This window comes from Rhizobium sp. UBA1881, assembly GCF_002338015.1.
GTDB lineage: Bacteria > Pseudomonadota > Alphaproteobacteria > Rhizobiales > Rhizobiaceae > Rhizobium.
The window spans coordinates 31,920-51,410 of record NZ_DDHH01000094.1 but is presented as its reverse complement, the minus strand read 5'-3'; the positions used below and the strand labels follow the sequence as shown (position 1 = coordinate 51,410).

Here is a 19,491-nt window from a genome sequence, read left to right as displayed (position 1 = left end):
ACCGGCGTCGGCAAGACGGAAGTGGCAAAGCAGCTGGCCTCGTCGCTCGGCGTCGAGCTTCTGCGCTTCGACATGTCCGAGTACATGGAGCGGCACACGGTCTCGCGTCTGCTCGGCGCACCTCCCGGCTATGTCGGCTTCGACCAGGGCGGTCTCTTGACCGATGGCGTCGACCAGCATCCGCATTGCGTGGTTCTGCTCGACGAAATCGAAAAGGCTCATCCCGACATCTACAACATCCTGTTGCAGGTGATGGACCATGGCACGCTGACCGACCACAACGGCAAGAAGATCGACTTCCGCAACGTCATCCTGATCATGACGACCAATGCGGGCGCGTCGGAAATGGCAAAGGCCGCCTTCGGCTTCGGTTCGTCCAAGCGGACGGGCGAGGACGAGGAAGCGCTGAACCGCATCTTCACGCCGGAATTCCGCAACCGTCTCGACGCGGTCATCCCGTTCGCGCCGCTGCCGACAGTGGTCATCCACAAGGTCGTGCAGAAGTTCATCATGCAGCTCGAAGCCCAGCTTTCCGAGCGGAACGTCACCTTCGACCTGCACGAGGATGCGATTTCGTGGCTGGCCGAGAAGGGCTACGACGAAAAGATGGGCGCCCGCCCGCTGGCGCGCGTCATCCAGGACGTCATCAAGAAGCCGCTGGCCAACGAGATCCTCTTCGGCAAGCTGAAGAAGGGCGGCGTCGTCAACGTCACCGTCGGACCGAAGGAAGACGGCAAGCCGGGCATCATCCTGGAAGCCGTATCGGACACCGCGCCGATCAAGCCGAAGCCGGAAGCCGAAGTCGTGCACCCCGAGGTGGACGACGAGGATGACGGCGAGCTGAAGACGAAGGCCAAGGCCAAGAAGGCCACGGTCAAGAAGTCGAAGGCAGCGGTTGCCGAGCCCGAGGTCAAGAGCGCGCCGAAGAAAGGCGCGGTGCCGAGGGTACCGAAGAAGTAAGGCAAATAAAAAAGGCGGCTCCCGGGCCGCCTTTTTCATGTCTCGGAGGCTGTGCCTTCGACACGCGAAGGCTGGTCAGAGCGGTGCGTAGTCGATCTCGAGAAACTCTTCGACTTCAGGCACCCAATGGTCGCGGACAAAGGCCGTGTGTACGGGATGCTCGTTGTAAGCGTCGTATCCGGCCTGATTCTCGAACTCCATCGAAAAGCCGAAAGCGAAGCTGTTCTTGCGGCTGGTCTGCCGTAACTGCTCGAAGTTTCTCACACTTGGGATCGTGGTGAGCACGAGTGCTGCGTCAAGAAACGCCTTTTCCTCGGCGGATCCTTCCGCGTGCTTCAGCCGAAATGCCACGGTATGACGTATCATCGGTGTCCTCCTGATGTAGGTTCGTTCAGCCCAGTCGGCCTCATCAATCAAAGCTCGGCGTTGTCTATCGAAGCTCCGCTTTGATCTTCTCCGCATTCGCAGCCAGCACGGCGCCATCTTCCATCTGGCCGGAATGCGGCTTCAGCGCGATGCCTTCGTGGCGTGGGATGACGTGGAAGTGCAGGTGGAAGACCGTCTGGCCGGCGGCCGGCTCGTTGAACTGGCAGACGAAGACGCCGTCGGCATCGAAGGCTTCCTTCACCGCGTTGGCGATCGTCTGGACGACGGGGATGGTCTTGGCGAGTGCGGCCGGATCGGCGTCGAGGAGGTTGCGCGAGGCGGCCTTCGGCACGACGAGCACGTGGCCCGGCGCCTGCGGCATCACATCCATGAAGGCCAGCGTATGTTCGTCTTCGTAGACCTTGACCGAGGGGATCTCGCCACGCAGGATCTTGGCGAAGATGTTGTTGGTGTCGTAAGCCGCGCTCGTCATCTTATCTCTCCTGATGGTGTCGTCTTCGCGTAGCGCGGCTGAGGCGAGGGCGTCAATCCTCCTGTAGCCGCTCGCCGCGACGGAACGGGCTGTGCTCGCTCAAAATCTCGTTCATGTGCTCGACGTCGTCGCGCTCGCGGGCGAGATAATCGCCGATCGCCTGGCGAAGGCCGGCATGGGCGACATAGTGAGCTGAATGCGTTGTCACCGGCAGGTAACCTCGGGCGAGCTTATGCTCTCCCTGCGCGCCTGCTTCCACCCGCTTCAGCCCCTTGGCGAGCGCGAAATCGATCGCCTGGTGATAGCAGACCTCGAAATGCAGGAAGGGATGATCCTCGATGCAGCCCCAGTGCCGGCCGTAAAGCGTTTCGGAGCCGATGAAATTGATGGCGCCGGCGACGTAGCGGCCATTGTGCCTGGCCATGACAAGCAGGATATCCTCGGGCATGCGCTCGCCGATCAGCGAATAGAACTCCCGCGTCAGATAGGGCCGTCCCCATTTGCGGCTGCCGGTATCCATATAGAAGGCGAAGAACTGGTCCCAGATATCCTCGGTGAGGTCGCTTCCAGTCAGCCAGTCGATGCTGATGCCATTTTCGAGCGCCGCCCGGCGTTCCTTGCGCAGCGCCTTGCGTTTGCGCGAGGCGAGCGTCTCCAGGAATTCATCGTGATTGGCATAGCCTTCATTGATGAAGTGGAATTGCTGGTCGGTGCGGTGCAGATACTCCTCGCTCTCCAGCACCGCCATCTCGTCGTCGGGCACGAAGGTGATGTGCGCGGAGGAGACGCCGAGGCGACGCACGACTTCCTTCAGGCTTTCCGCCATCGCGTCCTGTACGGCGAGACGCGGATAATCCTCGGCGACCAGAAGGCGCGGGCCGGTGGCGGGCGTAAAGGGGATGGAGCATTGCAGCTTCGGATAATAGCGTCCGCCGGCGCGCTCGAAGGCGTCGGCCCAGCCATGGTCGAAGACATATTCACCGCGGCTGTGGTTCTTCAGATAGCCGGGCAAGGCGCCGACAAGGCGTCCGTCTTCCGTCTCGAGCAGCATGTGGTGCCCGAGCCAACCCGTCTCCGCCGTTGCCGACCCCGATTCCTCGAGCGACGACAGGAAGGCATGTGAGACGAAGGGATTGTAGGCGATCGATGTGCTTGATCGGGAAGCCCCGGCGAGCTTGGACCAGCTCTCCGGGGAAATCGCGGTGAAAGACCGCTCTATGCGGATTGAAAGTTCATCAGTCATGGAGCGAATGCGAGACCGTTTCAATGATTTGGGGGCATTGCCAGTCTGCGCATATCCTGATGAAAAAGCGAGGGCTTGTTGAAAAAGCGAGCGTCAAACGGACGCGCGCGGGTCGAAGCCCTCGAAGGTCATCTGGTCGGCGTTTTCGAAGGTATGCTTACGCGCCTTCTCGTCACGAACCGTCCAGGTGATGACGACGATGCCCTTTTCGCGCTCTGCCGTGATGAAGGGGTTGGGCAGGTCGGCATAGAAATAGGAAATGAAGTCGAGACCGTGTTTCATAGCCTTTTCATGGGCTTGGAACTCTTCCGGCTTGTTTCCGCCGGCCGTGAGCCCGATCGGGTAGGGAGCGTTCAGCGCCTTCAGTTCCTTCAATAGCCAATGGTCGAAGCTCATCAGCGCCACTTGGCCTTCATAGCCCTCAAGCTCTTCCAGCACCGCTTCGACGAAGCCTTCATCGTCGGTTTCGCGGCCCTTGAGCTCGATCACGAGCGGCACTTTTCCCTTCACAAGTTCGAGAAGTTGGCGCAGCGTCGGGATCTTGTCGGCCGTTCCGCCGACCGAGAGCATGCCGAGTTCCTTCGAGGTGCGCTCGCGCACATCGCCCTTGAGGTTGCAGAGGCGCTCGAGATTCTCATCGTGAAAGACGACAGGAACGCCATCCGAGGCGTAGTGCAGGTCGCACTCGATCGCAAAGCCGGCCTCGACCGCGCGCGAGAAGGCGGAAAGCGTGTTCTCCCACACGACCTTGTTCTGGTCGTGATAGCCGCGGTGGGCGACGGGACGTTCCTTAAGCCATGCTGCAGAGGTCATTACGCGATTTCCATGATGGCATCGATTTCGACGGCGGCATTCATCGGCAGCGCTGCCATGCCGACGGCGGCACGGGCATGCTTGCCGGCATCGCCTAGCACATTGGCGATCAGGTTCGATGCGCCGTTGATGACGAGGTGCTGTTCGACGAATTCAGGCACGGAGGCCACGAAGCCGTTCAGCTTGATGACGCGCTTGATGCGGCCGAGATCGCCGCCGAGGGCAGCACTTGCCTGCGCCAGGATGTTGATGACGCACAGTTCAGCGGCGCGCTGGCCCGTGGCGACGTCGACATTGCGGCCGAGGTGGCCGGTAACCGCGATCTTGCCGTCTTCGATCGGCAACTGGCCGGAGATGTGAAGTACGTTGCCCGAGATGACATAGGAAACGTAGTTGGCGGCGGGCGCGGCAGCCTGGGGCAGGGATATCCCCATCTCTTTGAGCCGTGCTGCGATCTGATCGGACATTTTTCTCTCCGCTTTTGTTGTGAATAGTTCTAAAACTATGCATCTGGGCTTGAATCAATTTTGTGACACGATCGAGCCTCGATTTAGCCGGATGCGTTCTTATAACATCGTTGGTGAGTCCAACAGGAGATTATCAATGGTCCGATCGAGTCTTGCCGCGCTGTTGCTTGCAGGCGTTTCGGCAACCGCTCATGCGGCGACACCCGCAGCCGGCGCAGTGATGGCCACGGGCCTGATCGCGCATCGGGCGATCTACGATCTGGAACTGAAGGATGCGTCGGAGCGCTCCGGCATTTCGGGCATGTCCGGCCGCATGGTCTACGAGTTCGACGGCGATTATTGCACCGGCTACACCACGAAGTTCCGCTTCGTGACGCAGATCGATACCGGCGATGCCGTGCGCGTCAGCGATCAGCAGACCAATACGTTCGAGAACCTGAAGGACCGCAAGTTCACCTTCGACACCAAGTCGTTTACCGACGACCAGCTCGACAAGGAAGTGAACGGCGCGGCTCAGGATCAGGCCGACGGAACCAAGGTCGATCTGAAGCAGCCGTCAAGCAAGGAGCTGCAGCTGGCCGCCAGCCGCTTCCCCACCGAGCACATGATGGATGTCATCAAGAACGCCAAGGCCGGCACCCGCCTGTTCGAAGCCCGCGTCTTCGATGGCTCCGACGATGGCGACAAGGCGCTGGCCACGACAACGGTTGTCGGCAAGGCCGTGACACCTGTCAGCGTCGAGGCCGATGCCGGCAACGCAGGCGCCTTTTCCAAGACGAGCTTCTGGCCGGTCACCATCTCCTACTTCAACGAAAACACCAAGACCGACGCTCTTCCGGTCTATCGCATGTCGTTCAAGCTCTATGAGAATGGCATCACGCGCGATCTGACGATGGATTACGGTGACTTCGTGCTCACCGGCAAGCTGTCGAAACTCGAGCTTCTCGATGCGAAAACGTCGCCTGTAAGTAATTGCACGCGTTGAAAGATTTGGACGTATTAGCGTGACACGGTATGCAAAGCGACTCGCTCTGTGCTAGACATCGCTCGACAGTGAGCGTTGACGGCAAGCGGAGTGCGTATATTGCCAGGCTTTAGAGTATCGATCGTGGCCTTGATGGCCTTGGCTGCCGCCATTGGGGCGGCGGCGTTTTCCAGTTCGATCTCCGCGGCCGATTGCGGTTCGACCGCTTCGGCGGGCATCGATTGGGGTGGCTGCACCAAGAAGAACCTGATGCTGCAGGACGGCGATTTCCAGAAGGGAAACCTCGCCGATGCCGATTTCACGCTGACCAATCTCAGCCACAGCAATCTCGCCTCCGCCAACCTGGAGAAGGCGACCCTGGTGCGCACCTGGTTCACCGGCTCCGACCTGACCAAGGCCAACTTCTCCAAGGTCGAGGCCTATCGCTCCGGCTTCGAGGGCGTAAAGGCCGAGGGTGCCAATTTCTCGGGCGCGGAGTTGCAGCGAGCCAATTTCAGCGGCGCAACGCTGAAGGGCGTCAATTTCGAAAAGGCCGAACTCAGCCGCGTGAACTTCAAGGGCGCGGATGTAACGGGCGCGAATTTCTCGCTCACCAACCTGTCGCGCGCTGACCTCAGCGGCGCCACCTTTACCGGCCCGCTCTCTTTCGATCGCGCCTTCCTGTTCCTGACGAGAATAAGCGGACTGGATCTGTCCCAGGCAACCGGCCTCGACGAGGCGCAGGTGGCACTAGCCTGCGGCGATTCGAAGACCAAGCTGCCCCAGGGCATGGCGACGCCGACAAGCTGGCCCTGCGACGCCGACTGATCCAACCAGGCGTCGGGAATGTGCCTAAAGGCCGGGCATAGCGGTTATTTTACCGATAAGGCTTGATTTTCCGGGGCGGGGAGGGTATGGCCCCCGCATTCCACACGTAAGGCATGGGATTGTCCGGGAGAAATCCGGATCGTTCCGCCCGGTGGCATTCTCGAAGAGAGTGCTGTTCGCCTTGCGGAGGTTCAACCGGAAAAGGATAACAAGGCATGGCATTGCCCGATTTTTCTATGCGCCAGCTGCTTGAAGCAGGCGTCCACTTCGGCCACCAGACTCACCGCTGGAACCCGAAGATGAAGCCGTACATTTTCGGCGATCGTAACAACATCCACATCATCGACCTCGCACAGACGGTTCCGCTTCTGTCGCGCGCTCTGCAGGCTGTTTCCGACACCGTAGCCCGTGGCGGCCGCGTTCTGTTCGTTGGCACCAAGCGCCAGGCTTCCGAGCTCATCGCTGACTCGGCCAAGCGTTCCGCTCAGTACTACGTCAACTCGCGTTGGCTCGGCGGCATGATGACCAACTGGAAGACGATTTCGAACTCGATCCAGCGTCTGCGCAAGCTCGACGAGATCCTGTCTTCGGAACAGTCCGGCTACAACAAGAAAGAGCGCCTGAACCTCGAGCGCGAGCGCGAAAAGCTCGACAAGGCTCTCGGTGGTATCAAGGACATGGGCGGCACGCCGGACCTGATGTTCATCATCGACACCAACAAGGAAAAGATCGCGATCGACGAAGCCAAGCGCCTCGGCATCCCGGTTGTCGCGATCATCGACTCGAACTGCGACCCGGATCTGATCGACTATCCGATCCCCGGCAACGACGACGCTTCGCGCGCCATCGCTCTTTACTGCGACCTGATCTCGCGCGCTGCCATCGACGGTATCGCTCGTCAGCAGAGCTCGTCGGGCCGTGACCTCGGTGCATCGATCGAAGCTCCGGCTGAGCCGGCGCTCGAAGGCGAAGCCGAAGCCTGATAAAAGAAGCAGGCGGATCAAATGGTCCGCCATGCTTTCCAGAGATTGGGAAAAGGCCGCTCGCGACTTTCATGAAGTTGGGCGGCCTTGACCATTTCAGGCGAGGGGAAAAAGTCTCTCGCCATTTGAGTTTCGTTATGACGCGTCATTCATCACGCTGTCATACATACAGGTACATTTCGTGCCTCAATCCGGTGCCGCACCGCTTTAGCGGGCCACCGTTTGAACCGACAAGAGGAAGCTTATGACCGAGATTACGGCTGCACTGGTGAAGGAACTGCGCGAGAAGTCCGGCGCAGGCATGATGGACTGCAAGAAGGCGCTGGTGGAAAACAACGGCGACATCGAAGCATCGATCGACTGGCTCCGCGCAAAGGGCATCTCGAAGGCCGACAAGAAGGCTGGTCGCGCTGCTGCTGAAGGCCTCGTTGCCATCGCCGGCGCCGGCCACAAGGCTGTTGTCGTCGAGCTCAACTCGGAAACCGACTTCGTTGCCCGTAACGACGCCTTCCAGGATCTGGTTCGTGGCATCGCCAACGTTGCCCTGACGACCGACGGTTCGGTTGAAGCCATCTCGGCTGCGACCTACCCGGCATCCGGCAAGCCGGTCGCCGACACCATCAAGGACGCGATCGCCACCATCGGCGAAAACATGACGCTGCGTCGCTCTGCCAAGCTCGAAGTCGAGCATGGCGTTGTTGCGACCTACATCCACAACGCTGCCGGTGACGGCATCGGCAAGCTCGGCGTTCTGGTTGCCCTGAAGTCGGAAGGCGACAAGGCTGTCCTGACCTCGATCGGTCGCCAGGTTGCCATGCACATTGCTGCGACCAACCCGCTCGCGATCCGCGCTGAAGAAGTCGACGCTACCGTTGCAGAACGCGAACGCAACGTCTTCATCGAGCAGGCTCGCGAATCCGGCAAGCCGGAAGCCATCATCGAAAAGATGGTCGACGGCCGCATGCGCAAGTTCTTCGAAGAAGTTGCTCTTCTCTCGCAGGCTTTCGTCATCAACCCCGACCTGACGGTCGGTGCTGCTGTTGAAGCCGCTGCCAAGGAAGCTGGCGCCAAGATCGAAGTCGTCGGCATGGCGCGCCTCCTGCTCGGCGAAGGCGTCGAGAAGGAAGAGAGCGATTTCGCTGCTGAAGTGGCTGCTGTCGCCAAGAGCTGATCGTCCTATATATGTGAAAACAGAAGGGCATCGCGTGACAACGCGGTGCCCTTCGTGTATCCGGCACTCAGCGGTAATATACGAGGAGCCAAGATGTCGTCAGAGCCTGTCTACAAACGTGTTCTACTCAAGGCTTCCGGCGAAGCCCTCATGGGCAGCCAGGGATTTGGAATCGATGTAGCGGTGGCCGACCGCATTGCGGCCGACATAGCCGAAGCGCGGCAGATGGGTGTGGAAGTCGGCGTGGTCGTCGGCGGCGGCAACATCTTCCGCGGCGTGGCCGTCGCTTCCAAGGGCGGTGACCGCGTCACGGGCGACCACATGGGCATGCTCGCGACCGTCATCAACGCGCTGGCGCTGGCGACCTCGTTGCGCAAGCTCAACATCGACACGGTGGTGCTGTCGGCGATCGCCATGCCGGAGATCTGCGAGAGCTTCTCGCAGCGCGCGACGCTTTATCATCTTTCGCTGGGCCGTGTGGTGATCTTCGCCGGTGGTACAGGTAACCCGTTCTTCACGACCGACTCGGCCGCAGCCCTGCGCGCCGCCGAAATGGGCGCCGAGGCGATCTTCAAGGGTACCCAGGTCGACGGCATCTACTCCGCCGACCCGAAGAAGGTGCCCGATGCCACGCGCTTCGACCAGCTGACGCACAAGGAAGTGCTCGACAAGGGCCTCGCCGTCATGGACGTTGCGGCGGTCGCGCTGGCACGCGAAAATTCCATTCCGATCATCGTCTTCTCGATCCACGAGAAGGGCGGTTTTGCTGAAATCCTCCGGGGCGGCGGTCTGAAGACCATCGTTACCGACAACTGACAGAGTGGCGGCGCCCAAAGCGCGCCGCAGCTTCTACCGAGACGGGAGCACTGCTATGAGTGAAGGCATCGACATCAACGATATCAAGCGCCGCATGGATGGCGCGATCAACGCGTTCAAGAGCGATATCGCATCGCTGCGCACCGGTCGCGCATCGGCGAACATTCTCGACCCGGTCACGGTCGAAGCCTATGGTTCGCGCGTGCCGCTCAACCAAGTCGCGAACGTGACAGTACCGGAGCCGCGCATGCTCGGCATTTCGGTCTGGGACAAGTCTATGGTCGGCGCTGTCGATCGTGCGATCCGCGAAGCCAATCTCGGCCTCAACCCGATCGTCGACGGCCAGAATCTGCGCATTCCGCTGCCCGAACTCAACGAAGAGCGCCGCAAGTCGCTCGTCAAGGTCGCACACGACTATGCCGAGAAAAGCAAGGTTGCGATTCGCCATGTTCGCCGTGACGGCATGGACGGCCTTAAGAAAGCCGAAAAGGACGGTGTCATAGGGCAAGACCTGAGCCGCTCGCAGTCGGATCGTGTGCAGAAGATGACAGACGACACGATTTCTGAGGTCGACCGCTTGCTTGGCGAGAAGGAAAAGGAAATCATGCAGGTCTAAGGCGCAAAGCGCCTGCGCCTTGGACCTTAAAAACCGGACGGGAAATGTTGGAAAGAACATTTGTGACTGTGCCAGAACACGTTGCCATCATCATGGATGGCAACGGTCGATGGGCAAAGCAGCGGGGGTTGCCGCGCACCATGGGGCATCGCAAGGGCGTTGACGCCGTGCGTGAGACCGTGCGCGCAGCGGGCGACATCGGGGTCAAGTATCTCACCCTTTTCGCCTTCTCGTCGGAGAACTGGCGCCGTCCGGAAACCGAGGTGTCGGACCTTTTGGGCCTGCTGAAGGCATTCATCCGCCGCGACCTCGCCGAACTGCACAAGCAGAACGTGCGCGTGAAGATCATCGGCGATCGCCACAGCCTGCAGAACGACATTCTCGATCTGCTGATCGACGCCGAAGAGACCACCAAAGCCAACACGGCGCTCACGCTGATTATCGCCTTCAACTACGGCTCGCGCGATGAGATCGCCCGCGCCATGGCAAGCCTTGCACGCGATGTCGAGCAGGGGCGGCTGCGCTCGCAGGATATTACGCCGGCGCTCATCAATGCCCGGCTGGACACGGCAGGCATTCCCGATCCGGACCTCATCATCCGCACCAGCGGCGAAGAGCGCCTGTCGAACTTCCTGCTTTGGCAGGCCGCCTATTCGGAATTCATCTTCATTCCCGATTACTGGCCGGATTTCAGCCGCGAGACGCTTTACGCGGCGCTCGAGACCTTCGCTTCCCGCAACCGCCGCTTTGGTGGTCTGGTCGCCGAAACCGCGGCGGCGGTGGGAACCTGATGCAACGCGAACTGCAGCTTCGTATCATCTCGGGCATCATCCTCGCCGTCATCGTGCTTGCCGCGACGTGGTATGGCGGGCTCGCTTTCAGCCTGCTGTCGGCCCTGATCGGGCTTTTGATCTATCATGAGTGGTCGACGATCACCCGCCTTGCCACCGAGCAGCCGGTTGCCAATGCGATCGGCTGGATCGGGCAGGCGGCGATCGCCGTTGCTGTTGTATCCGGTACTGTCGGCTACTCGCTGATCCTTCTCGTGTTGTTCTTCGCCATCGCTGTCGGCTTTGTCGTCACCCGTGGCGTGTCGCGCTGGTTCCCGGCGGGGATTGTCTATGCCGGGCTGACGGGGATTGCGCTCGCGAATATTCGCGGCAGCGATGCAGCCGGCCTGCACGCGATGCTCTTCGTCTTCGCCGTCGTCTGGGCAACCGACATTCTGGCCTACTTCATCGGCCGCGCCATCGGTGGGCCGAAGCTGGCGCCAAGGATCTCGCCCGGCAAGACATGGTCGGGTGCGATCGGTGGCGCCGTCTGCGCGGTCATTGCCGGTGTGCTGGTGGCCTACGCGGCATTTCCCGATGGCATTGCATTAGCGGCCTTCGTGGCCCTCGTGCTGTCCGTCTGCAGCCAGTCTGGCGACCTCTTCGAATCCTTCATCAAGCGCCGCTTCGGCGTAAAGGATTCGAGCCATCTCATTCCGGGGCATGGCGGGGTCATGGACCGGGTTGACGGGCTCATTTTCGCCTGTTTTGCGGCGTTCTTGCTTGCCGGGCTTTTTTCGCTGATAAAGGGCGGAGAAATGGCGTCGCTGGGCGCAGCCTTGTTCGGCGGATAATGTCGATAGAGGCTGACGGAAGGATTTTATGGCAGGCTTGACCGAAATTTTTGGGTTTCTGACGGGATATATCGTTCCTTTCGTGCTCGTGCTTTCTCTTTTGGTGTTCGTGCACGAGATGGGGCATTACCTCGTCGGTCGCTGGAGCGGCATCCGCATTCTGGCGTTTTCGGTCGGGTTTGGTCCCGAACTGCTAGGCTTCACCGACAAGCATGGAACGCGCTGGAAGCTCTCGCTGATCCCGCTTGGCGGCTATGTCCGGTTTTTCGGTGACGAGGATGCGTCGAGCAAGCCGGATGAGGGCAAGCTCGCGCAGATGTCGGACGAAGAGCGTGCGCGGTCCTTTGCCGGCGCCAAGCTCTGGAAGCGCGCGGCAACCGTCGCCGCCGGCCCGATCGCCAATTTCATCCTGGCAATCGCCATCTTCACCGTCCTGTTTTCGATCTACGGCCGCTCGGTCGCCGATCCCGTCGTGGCTGAGGTCAAGCCGGGTAGCGTTGCTGCCACGGCCGGCGTCGTGCCGGGCGACCTCCTGATCGCGATCGACGGCTCGAAGGTGCAGACTTTCGACGATGTGCGCCGCTACGTCAGCATCCGCCCGATGCAGAAAATCGTCGTCACGATCGAACGCAACGGCGAGAAGATCGATGTGCCGATGGTGCCTGAACGCACCGAGATGACCGACCAGTTCGGTAACAAGATCGAGATCGGCCTGATCGGCATTGTCACCAATCAGGACGTCGGACACTTCCGCCAGCAGACGTACACGCCGCTTGAAGCGCTGCATGAGGGAACGCTGCAGACCTGGCATATCGTCACCGGTACCTTCAAATATATCGGCAATCTGGTCTCCGGCTACATGAAGCCTGACCAGCTCGGTGGCCCGATCCGTGTCGCGCAGGCATCCGGCCAGATGGCGACGCTGGGCGTTGCAGCTTTGCTTCAGCTGGCTGCTGTATTGTCTGTTTCTATCGGATTACTCAACCTGATGCCGGTTCCGGTACTTGATGGCGGCCATCTGATGTTCTATGCGATTGAAGCAGTGAGGGGAAAGCCGTTGGGATCGTCGGCACAGGAAGTTGCGTTTCGCATCGGACTGGCCATGGTTCTGAGCCTGATGGTTTTTGCCACGTGGAACGATATTAGTGCTCTGATCGGCTGATTGCGGGACGAGGGAAAATTACGATTTATTTACGATGTTTCAAAGCTGTAGTGGCGAAAGCGTCACGCTTTGAAATGAAGTAAACAGAAATTAACTAGCTCCCTTGCTTGTATATCAAAAGCGGGTAAAACGACACACGTGACCGGAATCGGGGGACGCCTGGTGATGGGGACGAGAAAAAAGGTAATGGGTGAAATGAAGGCTGGTTCAAGATTTTTGAACGCAGTATCGGCGGTTGCGCTGTCTGCAGGTATCGTTGCGTCGGGAGCGGGTGCGACAGTGTTCATCTCGGCTTCTGCTGCCGAGGCTGCAGTCATTCAGCGTGTTGACGTTCGTGGTGCAAACCGCGTCGGTGCCGAAGCTGTGCGGTCCAACCTCACGATCCAGCCCGGCAAGAGCTTCTCCAATACCGACATCGACGACTCCGTAAAGCAGCTCTACGACACGGGCTACTTCTCCGACGTCAAGATTTCCGTTTCCGGCAGCACGCTGGTGGTCAATGTTGAGGAAGCTCAGCTGATCAACCAGGTCGTGTTCAACGGCAACCGCAAGATCAAGGACGACAAGCTCTCGGCAGTGGTCAAGACGCAGTCCTCCGGCGCCTACAACGAAACGCAGATCCAGGCCGACATTCAGGCCATCAAGGATGCCTACGCGGCGACCGGCCGCAATGAAGTCGACGTAACGACGCAGGTCGTTCCGCTCGGTCAGGGTCGCGTCAACCTCGCATTCGTCATCAATGAGGGCGACCGCACGAAGATCGATTCGATCAACTTCGTCGGCAACAACGCCTATAGCTCTGGCCGTCTCGCATCGGTCATCGCCACCAAGCGAAGCAACTTCCTGTCCTTCCTGACCCGCAAGGACGTCTACAGCGCTGACAAGCTGCATGCAGACGAAGAAGCGCTCCGCCAGTTCTATTACAACCGTGGTTACGCCGACTTCCGCATCGTGTCTTCCGACGCGGCGTTTGACGAGACGACCAACAAGTACACGCTGACCTTCAACATCGAAGAAGGCCCGCGCTACGATTTCGGCGCAATCTCCGTTCAGTCCACCGTTCAGGGTGTCGATGGCGCGCAGCTTCAGGGTCTCGTTCGCACCCATGAAGGCCAGGTCTACAACGCCAAGGAAGTTCAGAAGTCGATGGAAGCGATTTCGGATCAGGTGGCTTCGGCCGGCTATCCGTTCGCCCGCGTCACGCCTCGTGGCAACCGCGACCTCAACAACAACACCATCGGCGTCGAATACCTCGTCGACCAGGGCGAAAAGGCCTACGTCGAGCGTATCGAAATCCGCGGCAACAGCCGCACGCGCGACTATGTCATCCGTCGCGAGTTCGACATGAGCGAAGGCGACGCCTTCAATCAGCAGATGATCACCAAGGCCAAGCGTCGCCTTGAGGCTCTCGGCTACTTCTCGACCGTCAACATCTCGACCCAGCCCGGCAGTTCGCCGGACCGCGTCGTCGTTGTCGTCGACGTCCAGGACCAGGCAACCGGTTCATTCGGTATCGGCGCGGGTTACGCTGCCGGCGGCGACGGCCTGCTGCTCGAAGCCTCGATCGAAGAAAAGAACTTCCTCGGACGCGGCCAGTACATCAAGGTGTCTGCCGGTGGTGGTCAGGAAGGTTCGCGTACCTACGGCCTGAACTTCACCGAGCCTTACTTCCTCGGTTATCGTCTGGCTGTCGGCTTCGACATCAACCACAGCGAGACGTCGAGCAACGACAACTACGACTACGAAGAAAACAACGTCGTTCTGCGCGCGACTGCGCCGATCACCGAAGATCTGGCGACGACGTTCCGCTACAACTACAAGCAGATGAAGTACGATCCGTCGGGATCGCTCGCTGATCTGTCCACGCCATACCAGGACCTCGTCAACAACAGCCCGTGGGTAAAGTCGTCTGTTTCGCAGACGCTGACCTACAACACGCTCGACGACATGGTTCTGCCGCGTGAAGGTATCTACGCCAGCCTGACGCACGAAATCGCCGGCCTCGGCGGTGACTCGCAGTTCTACAAGATCTACGGCAAGGCGCGCTATTTCCACACGCTTGCTGACGACGCCGACATCATCGGCTCGGTTGCCGGTTCTGCCGGTTACGTCGTCGGCTTCGGCAAGGATCTGCATGTCTTCGATCAGTTCACGCTGACGAACGGCGACATCCGCGGCTTCGAGAACAAGGGTATCGGCCCGCGCATCGGCGGTGGTCCGGATGATCCGCTCGGCGGCACCACCTACTTCACGGTTTCGGCCGAAGCATCGTTCCCGCTCCCGGCTTTCCCGCGTGACTTCGGTCTGCGTGGCGCCGTGTTCGCTGATGCTGGTACGCTCTTCGGCAACAAGGTCAGTGCCGGTGCTGGCGAATTCGTGAACGGCGAAGATGCTTCGCTGCGCGCTTCGGTCGGTGTCGGTATCGTCTGGAACTCGCCGTTCGGCGCTCTGCGCGTCGACTACGCGATCCCGGTCCTGAAGGAAGACTACGACAAGGTTCAGCACTTCAAGTTTGGCATCAACAACCAATTCTGATATCGGCAGTCCGGAACCGTAAAATCGAATTCCGTTCTGGAGATTTGCCGATGGAGCAAACCTATTTCTTTCCGCCCCATGACGGTGTGAAGCTCTCGGAGCTAGCGCAATTTCTTGGGGCGGAGCTTGCTGACCCCAAACATGCCGACATCGTGATCCGTTCCGTTTCGCCCGTAAGCCGGGCGAAGGCGGGCGATCTCTGTTACGTCATTTCCAAGAAGAGCAAGGACGAACTCGTCACGTGCGAGGCGTCCGCTGTGCTGGTGAGTTCGGCATTGCAGTCGATCGTGCCGGCGCATGTGCCTGTTCTCGTGTCGAAAAACGCCCATGCCGCGTTCGCGATGGCTGGTGGGATGCTCTATCCGAGCGCCCTGACGCCTCAGCGTTTGCGCTCTGCGAGCGCGGATGTTTCCGACCGTGCGTCCGTCGATCCGACGGCCAGACTTGAAGCAAATGTCGAGATCGAGCCGTTCGCCGTCATCGGCGCTCATGCGGAGATCGGTGAGGGCACGCGCATCGGCGCCGGCGCCGTCATCGGGCCAGGCGTCAAGATCGGTCGTGATTGCACGATCGCCAGCGGCGCCAGCATCCTGTGCTCGCTGGTGGGCAATCGCGTGATCATCCACAACGGCGCTCGTATCGGCCAGGACGGCTTCGGATACGCGCCGGGTCCTCGTGGCATGATCAAGATCGTGCAGATCGGCCGCGTCATCCTGCAGGATGACGTCGAGGTCGGCGCCAACACGACGATCGATCGCGGCACGATGGATGACACTGTTATCGGCGAGGGGACAAAGATCGACAACCTCGTCCAGATTGGCCACAATGTTCGCATTGGCCGTTACTGCGCTGTTGTCTCGCAGGTCGGCATCGCCGGAAGCGCCATTATCGGCGATGGCGTGCAGATCGGTGGTCATTCCGGCATTCGAGGCCATATAACAATTAACGACGGTGCCCAGATCGCTGCCATGAGCGGCGTAGTGTCCGACATCCCCGCCGGGGAGCGCTACGGCGGCATACCTGCACGGCCGGCGCATGACTTTTTGCGCGAAGTCGCGGCAGTCATGATGCGGACGACGGGCCCCAAGAAAACGGGAGAAAAGAATGGCTGAAGAAGTCAAGAAGTCGCTTTCCTCGGCTGACATCATCGAAATCATGAAGTTGCTGCCGCATCGCTATCCGTTCCTGCTGGTCGACAAGATCATCGACATCGACGGCGATGATTCAGCGATCGGCATCAAGAACGTGACGGCTAACGAACCGCATTTCACCGGGCACTTCCCGGAGCAGCCGATCATGCCAGGCGTCCTGCTGGTCGAAGGCATGGCCCAGACGGCCGGCGCGATCTGTGCGAAGAAAGAGGGCGAAAGCGGCAATCTGGTCTACTTCATGACCATCGACAACGCCCGTTTCCGCAAGCCTGTGGTTCCTGGCGACCGGGTGGAGTACCATGTCGTCAAGCAGAAGCAGCGTGGCAACATCTGGAAGTTCCACTGTGATGCGAAGGTCGATGGAGCGCTGGTCGCCGAAGCCGATATTGGCGCGATGATCGTGCGCAAGGATCACGCATGAGCACGATCGCAGCCAGTGCCAGCATTCACCCGATGGCAGTCGTCGAAGACGGCGCCGTGATCGGCGAGAACGTCAAGATCGGTCCGTTTTGCCACGTCGGTCCGCGGGTCGTGCTCGGCGACAACACCGAAATGCTTGCCCATTCCATCGTCAGCGGCATCACCACGCTCGGCAAGGGATGCCGGATTTTCCCGATGGCTGTCATCGGCGGCGATCCGCAGAGCGTCCATCATGGCGGCGAAGAGACGACGCTGACGGTCGGCGACAATTGCACGATGCGCGAAGGTGTGACGATCAACACCGGTACCGCCGATTTCGGCGGCAAGACAATCGTTGGCAACAACAATCTGTTTCTCGCCAATTCGCACATCGCCCATGATTGCCGCGTCGGCAACCACGTCATCATGTCGAACAACGTGATGCTGGCCGGTCATGTCGTGATCGAGGACCGCGTGATCCTCGGCGGCGGTTGCGCCGTGCATCAGTTCACCCGCGTTGGCCGTCATGCTTTCGTCGGCGGTCTGTCGGCCGTGAGCTACGACGTCATTCCGTATGGCATGCTGAACGGCAATCCCGGTCTTCTCGGCGGCCTCAACGTCGTCGGCATGACGCGCGCAGGCATTGATCGCGCGACCATCCATATCGTGCGCCGTGCCTACAAGGCGATCTTCGAGACCGAAGGCAATCTGCGCGACAACGCCGCCGCCATCCGCGAGGAATTCGCCGATTGCGAGCAGGTCGTCCAGATCCTCGATTTCATTGCCGCCGAAAGCGACCGCGCGCTCTCTTCTCCGACGCGGGGACAGAAGGGATAAACCTTGTCTCCAACAAGTGACACGGCAAAAGGCCGCCTGGCGATCATCGCTGGCAGCGGCTTTCTGCCGTCCTATGTCGCCGAGGCTGCAAAGAGCGCCGGTGAAAACCCGCTGATCATCGCGCTGAAGAACGAGACTGACCGCTCATGGGAAGGTTTCGAGCACGCCATTGTCGGCGTCGGCGATTTCGCCGCCATCGACGGCATGCTGGATAGCCATAGCATCGACCGTGTCGTCATGTCCGGCGCGGTCCGCCGGCGCCCGGAATGGCGCGAGGTTCGCCCGACGCTGAAGACGCTCGCAAGCATTCCCTCGACCATCCGCACCCTGCTGTCTGGCGGCGATGACACCGTGCTGCGCATGGTGATCGGGCTGATCGAAAAGAATGGCCGTCGCGTCATCGGTGTACAGGAAATCGCACCGGATCTTCTGGCCGCCGTCGGTCCACTCGGCGCTGTCGCTCCATCATCCGAAGACGTCAAGGATATCGCCAAGGCGGGTTCGGCAGCCGACGCGCTCGGCCGGCTGGATGTCGGGCAGGGCGCCGTCTCGGTTGGTGGTCGCATCGTGGCGCTCGAGGGTGTCGAGGGCACGGACAGCATGTTGCAGCGGGTGGCCGATCTGCGCGCCGCCGGCCGCATTTCCGCGCGCCGGCGTGGTGTTCTGGTCAAGCTCTGCAAGCCGCAGCAGGACCTGCGCGCCGATCTTCCGTCGATCGGCATCTCGACCATCGAGAATGCCAGCAAGGCCGGCCTGGCGGGTGTGGCGATCGAGGCTGGGCGCGCGCTGATCCTGGATCGCCCGGCAGTCATATCGGCGGCAAAGGAAGCCGGTATCTTCGTCTGCGGTCTGGATCGTGGATTGCCATCCTGGGGGCTTGAATGAGCGTGCGTGCATTGAAGGTCGCGATCATCGCGGGTGAAGTCTCCGGTGATCTTTTGGCGGCCGATCTGATCACCGCGCTGAAGCAGCAATATGCGGGCCCGGTGGAACTCATCGGTGTCGGCGGCGAAGGGTTGCAGGCGCAGGGCCTGACATCGCTGTTTGATTTCTCCGAGCTGTCGATCATGGGTATCACCCAGGTTCTCGCCAAGCTGCCGACGCTGATCAAACGCATCCGCCAGACCGCGGCCGCCGTCATCGCCGCCAAGCCCGATGTGCTCGTCATTGTCGACAGCCCCGATTTCACCCACCGTGTCGCCAAGCGCGTGCGCACGGCGCTGCCTGATCTGCCTGTCGTCAACTACGTCTGTCCGAGCGTCTGGGCGTGGAAGGAATACCGCGCGCAGCGCATGCTGCCCTATATCGACCATGTGCTGGCTGTGCTGCCCTTTGAGCCCGAGGTGATGCGCAAGCTGGGCGGTCCGCCGACAAGCTATGTCGGCCATCGCCTGACTGCTGATGTCGATGTTCTTGCGACCCGCAAGGCGAGGGCGGCAAGCAAGCCGCGCCCGGCAAACGAGCCGAAGACGATCATGCTCTTGCCGGGCTCGCGCGGATCCGAGATCACGAAGCTCTTGCCCTATTTCGGCGACGCGGTGGCCGAGCTCTCCGCCCGCAACGAAGGCATGCGCTTTGTGCTGCCGACGGCGCCGCGCCGCGAGGCCATGGTCCGCGAAATCATCAAGGACTGGCCGGTCAAGCCCGACGTGGTGACAGGCAAGGACGACAAGTGGAAAGCCTTTGCCGAGGCCGACGCCGCCATGGCCGCATCCGGCACTGTCATCCTGGAGCTGGGGCTTGCGGGTGTGCCCACGGTCTCGGCTTATAAGGTCGATTGGATCATCAAGCTGATGACCGGCAAGATCAAGATATGGACGGCGGCGATCCCGAATCTCGTCGCGGACTACGCTGTTGTGCCCGAATATATCAACGAGGTCGTGCGCGGCGCGAGTTTCACGCGCTGGGTCGAGAAGCTGTCATCCGACACATTGCCGCGACGCTCGATGATAGAAGGTTACGATCTCGTCTGGGAGCGGATGCAGACCGAAAAGCCGCCCGGCGTCCACGCCGCGGAAATCGTGCTTGATGTCCTGAAAAACAAAAAACCCGGTCAGAACTGA

The 19,491-nt window shown here is 60.5% G+C and carries 21 protein-coding genes; 16 read left to right on the top strand and 5 right to left on the bottom strand.

Annotated elements, in window-relative coordinates:
- The coding region (locus B3605_RS11975; RefSeq protein WP_296434010.1) for an AAA family ATPase at positions 1-960 on the top strand (960 nt) is incomplete at its 5' end.
- Positions 961-1,035: 75 nt separating this feature from the next.
- On the opposite strand, the gene B3605_RS11970 is transcribed toward B3605_RS11975, so the two are convergent.
- The 5 genes from B3605_RS11970 to B3605_RS11950 all read right to left on the bottom strand — a co-directional run bounded on the left by B3605_RS11970 (position 1,036) and on the right by B3605_RS11950 (position 4,342).
- Positions 1,036-1,326 carry a Dabb family protein gene (locus B3605_RS11970; RefSeq protein WP_112945697.1) on the bottom strand — a complete coding sequence of 97 codons (291 nt, stop codon included), beginning with the start codon at positions 1,324-1,326 and terminating at the stop codon, positions 1,036-1,038.
- Positions 1,327-1,390: 64 nt separating this feature from the next.
- Positions 1,391-1,819 (bottom strand): HIT family protein, encoded by a 429-nt coding sequence (locus B3605_RS11965; protein WP_112945696.1) that lies wholly within the window; start codon positions 1,817-1,819, stop codon positions 1,391-1,393.
- A 52-nt stretch (positions 1,820-1,871) separates the two neighbouring features.
- Positions 1,872-3,062, bottom strand: coding sequence for a GNAT family N-acetyltransferase (locus B3605_RS11960; RefSeq protein ID WP_112945695.1), 1,191 nt, complete (start codon positions 3,060-3,062; stop codon positions 1,872-1,874).
- A 93-nt stretch (positions 3,063-3,155) separates the two neighbouring features.
- Positions 3,156-3,875: a glycerophosphodiester phosphodiesterase gene (locus B3605_RS11955; protein WP_112945694.1), complete on the bottom strand. Its 720-nt coding sequence runs from the start codon at positions 3,873-3,875 to the stop codon at positions 3,156-3,158.
- Complete coding sequence (locus B3605_RS11950) at positions 3,875-4,342, bottom strand: RidA family protein (RefSeq protein ID WP_112945693.1); 468 nt, start codon at positions 4,340-4,342, stop codon at positions 3,875-3,877. The genes B3605_RS11955 and B3605_RS11950 overlap by 1 nt, the downstream gene beginning before the upstream one ends.
- Positions 4,343-4,478: 136 nt before the next feature.
- On the opposite strand from B3605_RS11950, the gene B3605_RS11945 reads away from it, so the two are divergent.
- From B3605_RS11945 to lpxB, 15 genes are all read left to right on the top strand, one after another.
- Positions 4,479-5,327, top strand: coding sequence for a cell envelope integrity EipB family protein (locus B3605_RS11945; protein WP_047510220.1), 849 nt, complete (start codon positions 4,479-4,481; stop codon positions 5,325-5,327).
- 132 nt (positions 5,328-5,459) lie between these two features.
- Positions 5,460-6,134, top strand: a complete 675-nt coding sequence (locus B3605_RS11940) for a pentapeptide repeat-containing protein (protein WP_183794726.1) — start codon at positions 5,460-5,462, stop codon at positions 6,132-6,134.
- Between the two features lie 215 nt (positions 6,135-6,349).
- On the top strand, positions 6,350-7,117 hold the full coding sequence (gene rpsB / locus B3605_RS11935) for a 30S ribosomal protein S2 (RefSeq protein WP_112433827.1): 768 nt from the start codon (positions 6,350-6,352) through the stop codon (positions 7,115-7,117).
- Between the two features lie 244 nt (positions 7,118-7,361).
- The gene (tsf, locus tag B3605_RS11930; RefSeq protein WP_018900009.1) at positions 7,362-8,288 is read left to right on the top strand and encodes a translation elongation factor Ts; all 927 of its coding nucleotides are present in this window, start codon (positions 7,362-7,364) and stop codon (positions 8,286-8,288) included.
- Between the two features lie 93 nt (positions 8,289-8,381).
- Complete coding sequence (gene pyrH, locus B3605_RS11925) at positions 8,382-9,104, top strand: UMP kinase (RefSeq protein WP_018900008.1); 723 nt, start codon at positions 8,382-8,384, stop codon at positions 9,102-9,104.
- 55 nt (positions 9,105-9,159) lie between these two features.
- Positions 9,160-9,720 carry a ribosome recycling factor gene (gene frr / locus B3605_RS11920; protein WP_018900007.1) on the top strand — a complete coding sequence of 187 codons (561 nt, stop codon included), beginning with the start codon at positions 9,160-9,162 and terminating at the stop codon, positions 9,718-9,720.
- Between the two features lie 44 nt (positions 9,721-9,764).
- Complete coding sequence (locus tag B3605_RS11915) at positions 9,765-10,511, top strand: isoprenyl transferase (protein ID WP_026283284.1); 747 nt, start codon at positions 9,765-9,767, stop codon at positions 10,509-10,511.
- A complete protein-coding gene (locus B3605_RS11910) occupies positions 10,511-11,344 on the top strand; it encodes a phosphatidate cytidylyltransferase (RefSeq protein ID WP_112945692.1) in 834 nt (277 codons plus the stop codon). The genes B3605_RS11915 and B3605_RS11910 overlap by 1 nt, the downstream gene beginning before the upstream one ends.
- Before the next feature lie 28 nt (positions 11,345-11,372).
- Positions 11,373-12,506, top strand: a complete 1,134-nt coding sequence (gene rseP / locus B3605_RS11905; RefSeq protein WP_112945691.1) for an RIP metalloprotease RseP — start codon at positions 11,373-11,375, stop codon at positions 12,504-12,506.
- Between the two features lie 195 nt (positions 12,507-12,701).
- Positions 12,702-15,041 (top strand): outer membrane protein assembly factor BamA, encoded by a 2,340-nt coding sequence (bamA, locus tag B3605_RS11900; RefSeq protein WP_112945736.1) that lies wholly within the window; start codon positions 12,702-12,704, stop codon positions 15,039-15,041.
- A gap of 50 nt (positions 15,042-15,091) precedes the next feature.
- Entirely contained in the window at positions 15,092-16,153 is a 1,062-nt protein-coding gene (lpxD, locus tag B3605_RS11895) for a UDP-3-O-(3-hydroxymyristoyl)glucosamine N-acyltransferase (protein WP_112945690.1), read from the top strand.
- Complete coding sequence (gene fabZ / locus B3605_RS11890) at positions 16,146-16,613, top strand: 3-hydroxyacyl-ACP dehydratase FabZ (RefSeq protein ID WP_112945689.1); 468 nt, start codon at positions 16,146-16,148, stop codon at positions 16,611-16,613. The genes lpxD and fabZ overlap by 8 nt, the downstream gene beginning before the upstream one ends.
- Positions 16,610-17,428, top strand: coding sequence for an acyl-ACP--UDP-N-acetylglucosamine O-acyltransferase (gene lpxA / locus B3605_RS11885; protein ID WP_018900000.1), 819 nt, complete (start codon positions 16,610-16,612; stop codon positions 17,426-17,428). Before fabZ ends, lpxA begins: the two co-directional genes overlap by 4 nt.
- Positions 17,429-17,431: 3 nt before the next feature.
- Positions 17,432-18,313, top strand: a complete 882-nt coding sequence (locus B3605_RS11880) for an LpxI family protein (protein ID WP_112945688.1) — start codon at positions 17,432-17,434, stop codon at positions 18,311-18,313.
- Positions 18,310-19,491, top strand: a complete 1,182-nt coding sequence (gene lpxB / locus B3605_RS11875; RefSeq protein ID WP_112945687.1) for a lipid-A-disaccharide synthase — start codon at positions 18,310-18,312, stop codon at positions 19,489-19,491. Before B3605_RS11880 ends, lpxB begins: the two co-directional genes overlap by 4 nt.

What these genes read in the sequence shown, in the direction of transcription:
- B3605_RS11970 (WP_112945697.1), bottom strand. Translation starts at nt 1,326, where the DNA reads ATGATACGTCATACCGTGGCATTTCGGCTGAAGCACGCGGAAGGATCC.
- B3605_RS11965 (WP_112945696.1), bottom strand. Translation starts at nt 1,819, where the DNA reads ATGACGAGCGCGGCTTACGACACCAACAACATCTTCGCCAAGATCCTG.
- B3605_RS11960 (WP_112945695.1), bottom strand. Translation starts at nt 3,062, where the DNA reads ATGACTGATGAACTTTCAATCCGCATAGAGCGGTCTTTCACCGCGATT.
- B3605_RS11955 (WP_112945694.1), bottom strand. Translation starts at nt 3,875, where the DNA reads ATGACCTCTGCAGCATGGCTTAAGGAACGTCCCGTCGCCCACCGCGGC.
- B3605_RS11950 (WP_112945693.1), bottom strand. Translation starts at nt 4,342, where the DNA reads ATGTCCGATCAGATCGCAGCACGGCTCAAAGAGATGGGGATATCCCTG.
- B3605_RS11945 (WP_047510220.1), top strand. Translation starts at nt 4,479, where the DNA reads ATGGTCCGATCGAGTCTTGCCGCGCTGTTGCTTGCAGGCGTTTCGGCA.
- B3605_RS11940 (WP_183794726.1), top strand. Translation starts at nt 5,460, where the DNA reads ATGGCCTTGGCTGCCGCCATTGGGGCGGCGGCGTTTTCCAGTTCGATC.
- rpsB (WP_112433827.1), top strand. Translation starts at nt 6,350, where the DNA reads ATGGCATTGCCCGATTTTTCTATGCGCCAGCTGCTTGAAGCAGGCGTC.
- tsf (WP_018900009.1), top strand. Translation starts at nt 7,362, where the DNA reads ATGACCGAGATTACGGCTGCACTGGTGAAGGAACTGCGCGAGAAGTCC.
- pyrH (WP_018900008.1), top strand. Translation starts at nt 8,382, where the DNA reads ATGTCGTCAGAGCCTGTCTACAAACGTGTTCTACTCAAGGCTTCCGGC.
- frr (WP_018900007.1), top strand. Translation starts at nt 9,160, where the DNA reads ATGAGTGAAGGCATCGACATCAACGATATCAAGCGCCGCATGGATGGC.
- B3605_RS11915 (WP_026283284.1), top strand. Translation starts at nt 9,765, where the DNA reads ATGTTGGAAAGAACATTTGTGACTGTGCCAGAACACGTTGCCATCATC.
- B3605_RS11910 (WP_112945692.1), top strand. Translation starts at nt 10,511, where the DNA reads ATGCAACGCGAACTGCAGCTTCGTATCATCTCGGGCATCATCCTCGCC.
- rseP (WP_112945691.1), top strand. Translation starts at nt 11,373, where the DNA reads ATGGCAGGCTTGACCGAAATTTTTGGGTTTCTGACGGGATATATCGTT.
- bamA (WP_112945736.1), top strand. Translation starts at nt 12,702, where the DNA reads ATGAAGGCTGGTTCAAGATTTTTGAACGCAGTATCGGCGGTTGCGCTG.
- lpxD (WP_112945690.1), top strand. Translation starts at nt 15,092, where the DNA reads ATGGAGCAAACCTATTTCTTTCCGCCCCATGACGGTGTGAAGCTCTCG.
- fabZ (WP_112945689.1), top strand. Translation starts at nt 16,146, where the DNA reads ATGGCTGAAGAAGTCAAGAAGTCGCTTTCCTCGGCTGACATCATCGAA.
- lpxA (WP_018900000.1), top strand. Translation starts at nt 16,610, where the DNA reads ATGAGCACGATCGCAGCCAGTGCCAGCATTCACCCGATGGCAGTCGTC.
- lpxB (WP_112945687.1), top strand. Translation starts at nt 18,310, where the DNA reads ATGAGCGTGCGTGCATTGAAGGTCGCGATCATCGCGGGTGAAGTCTCC.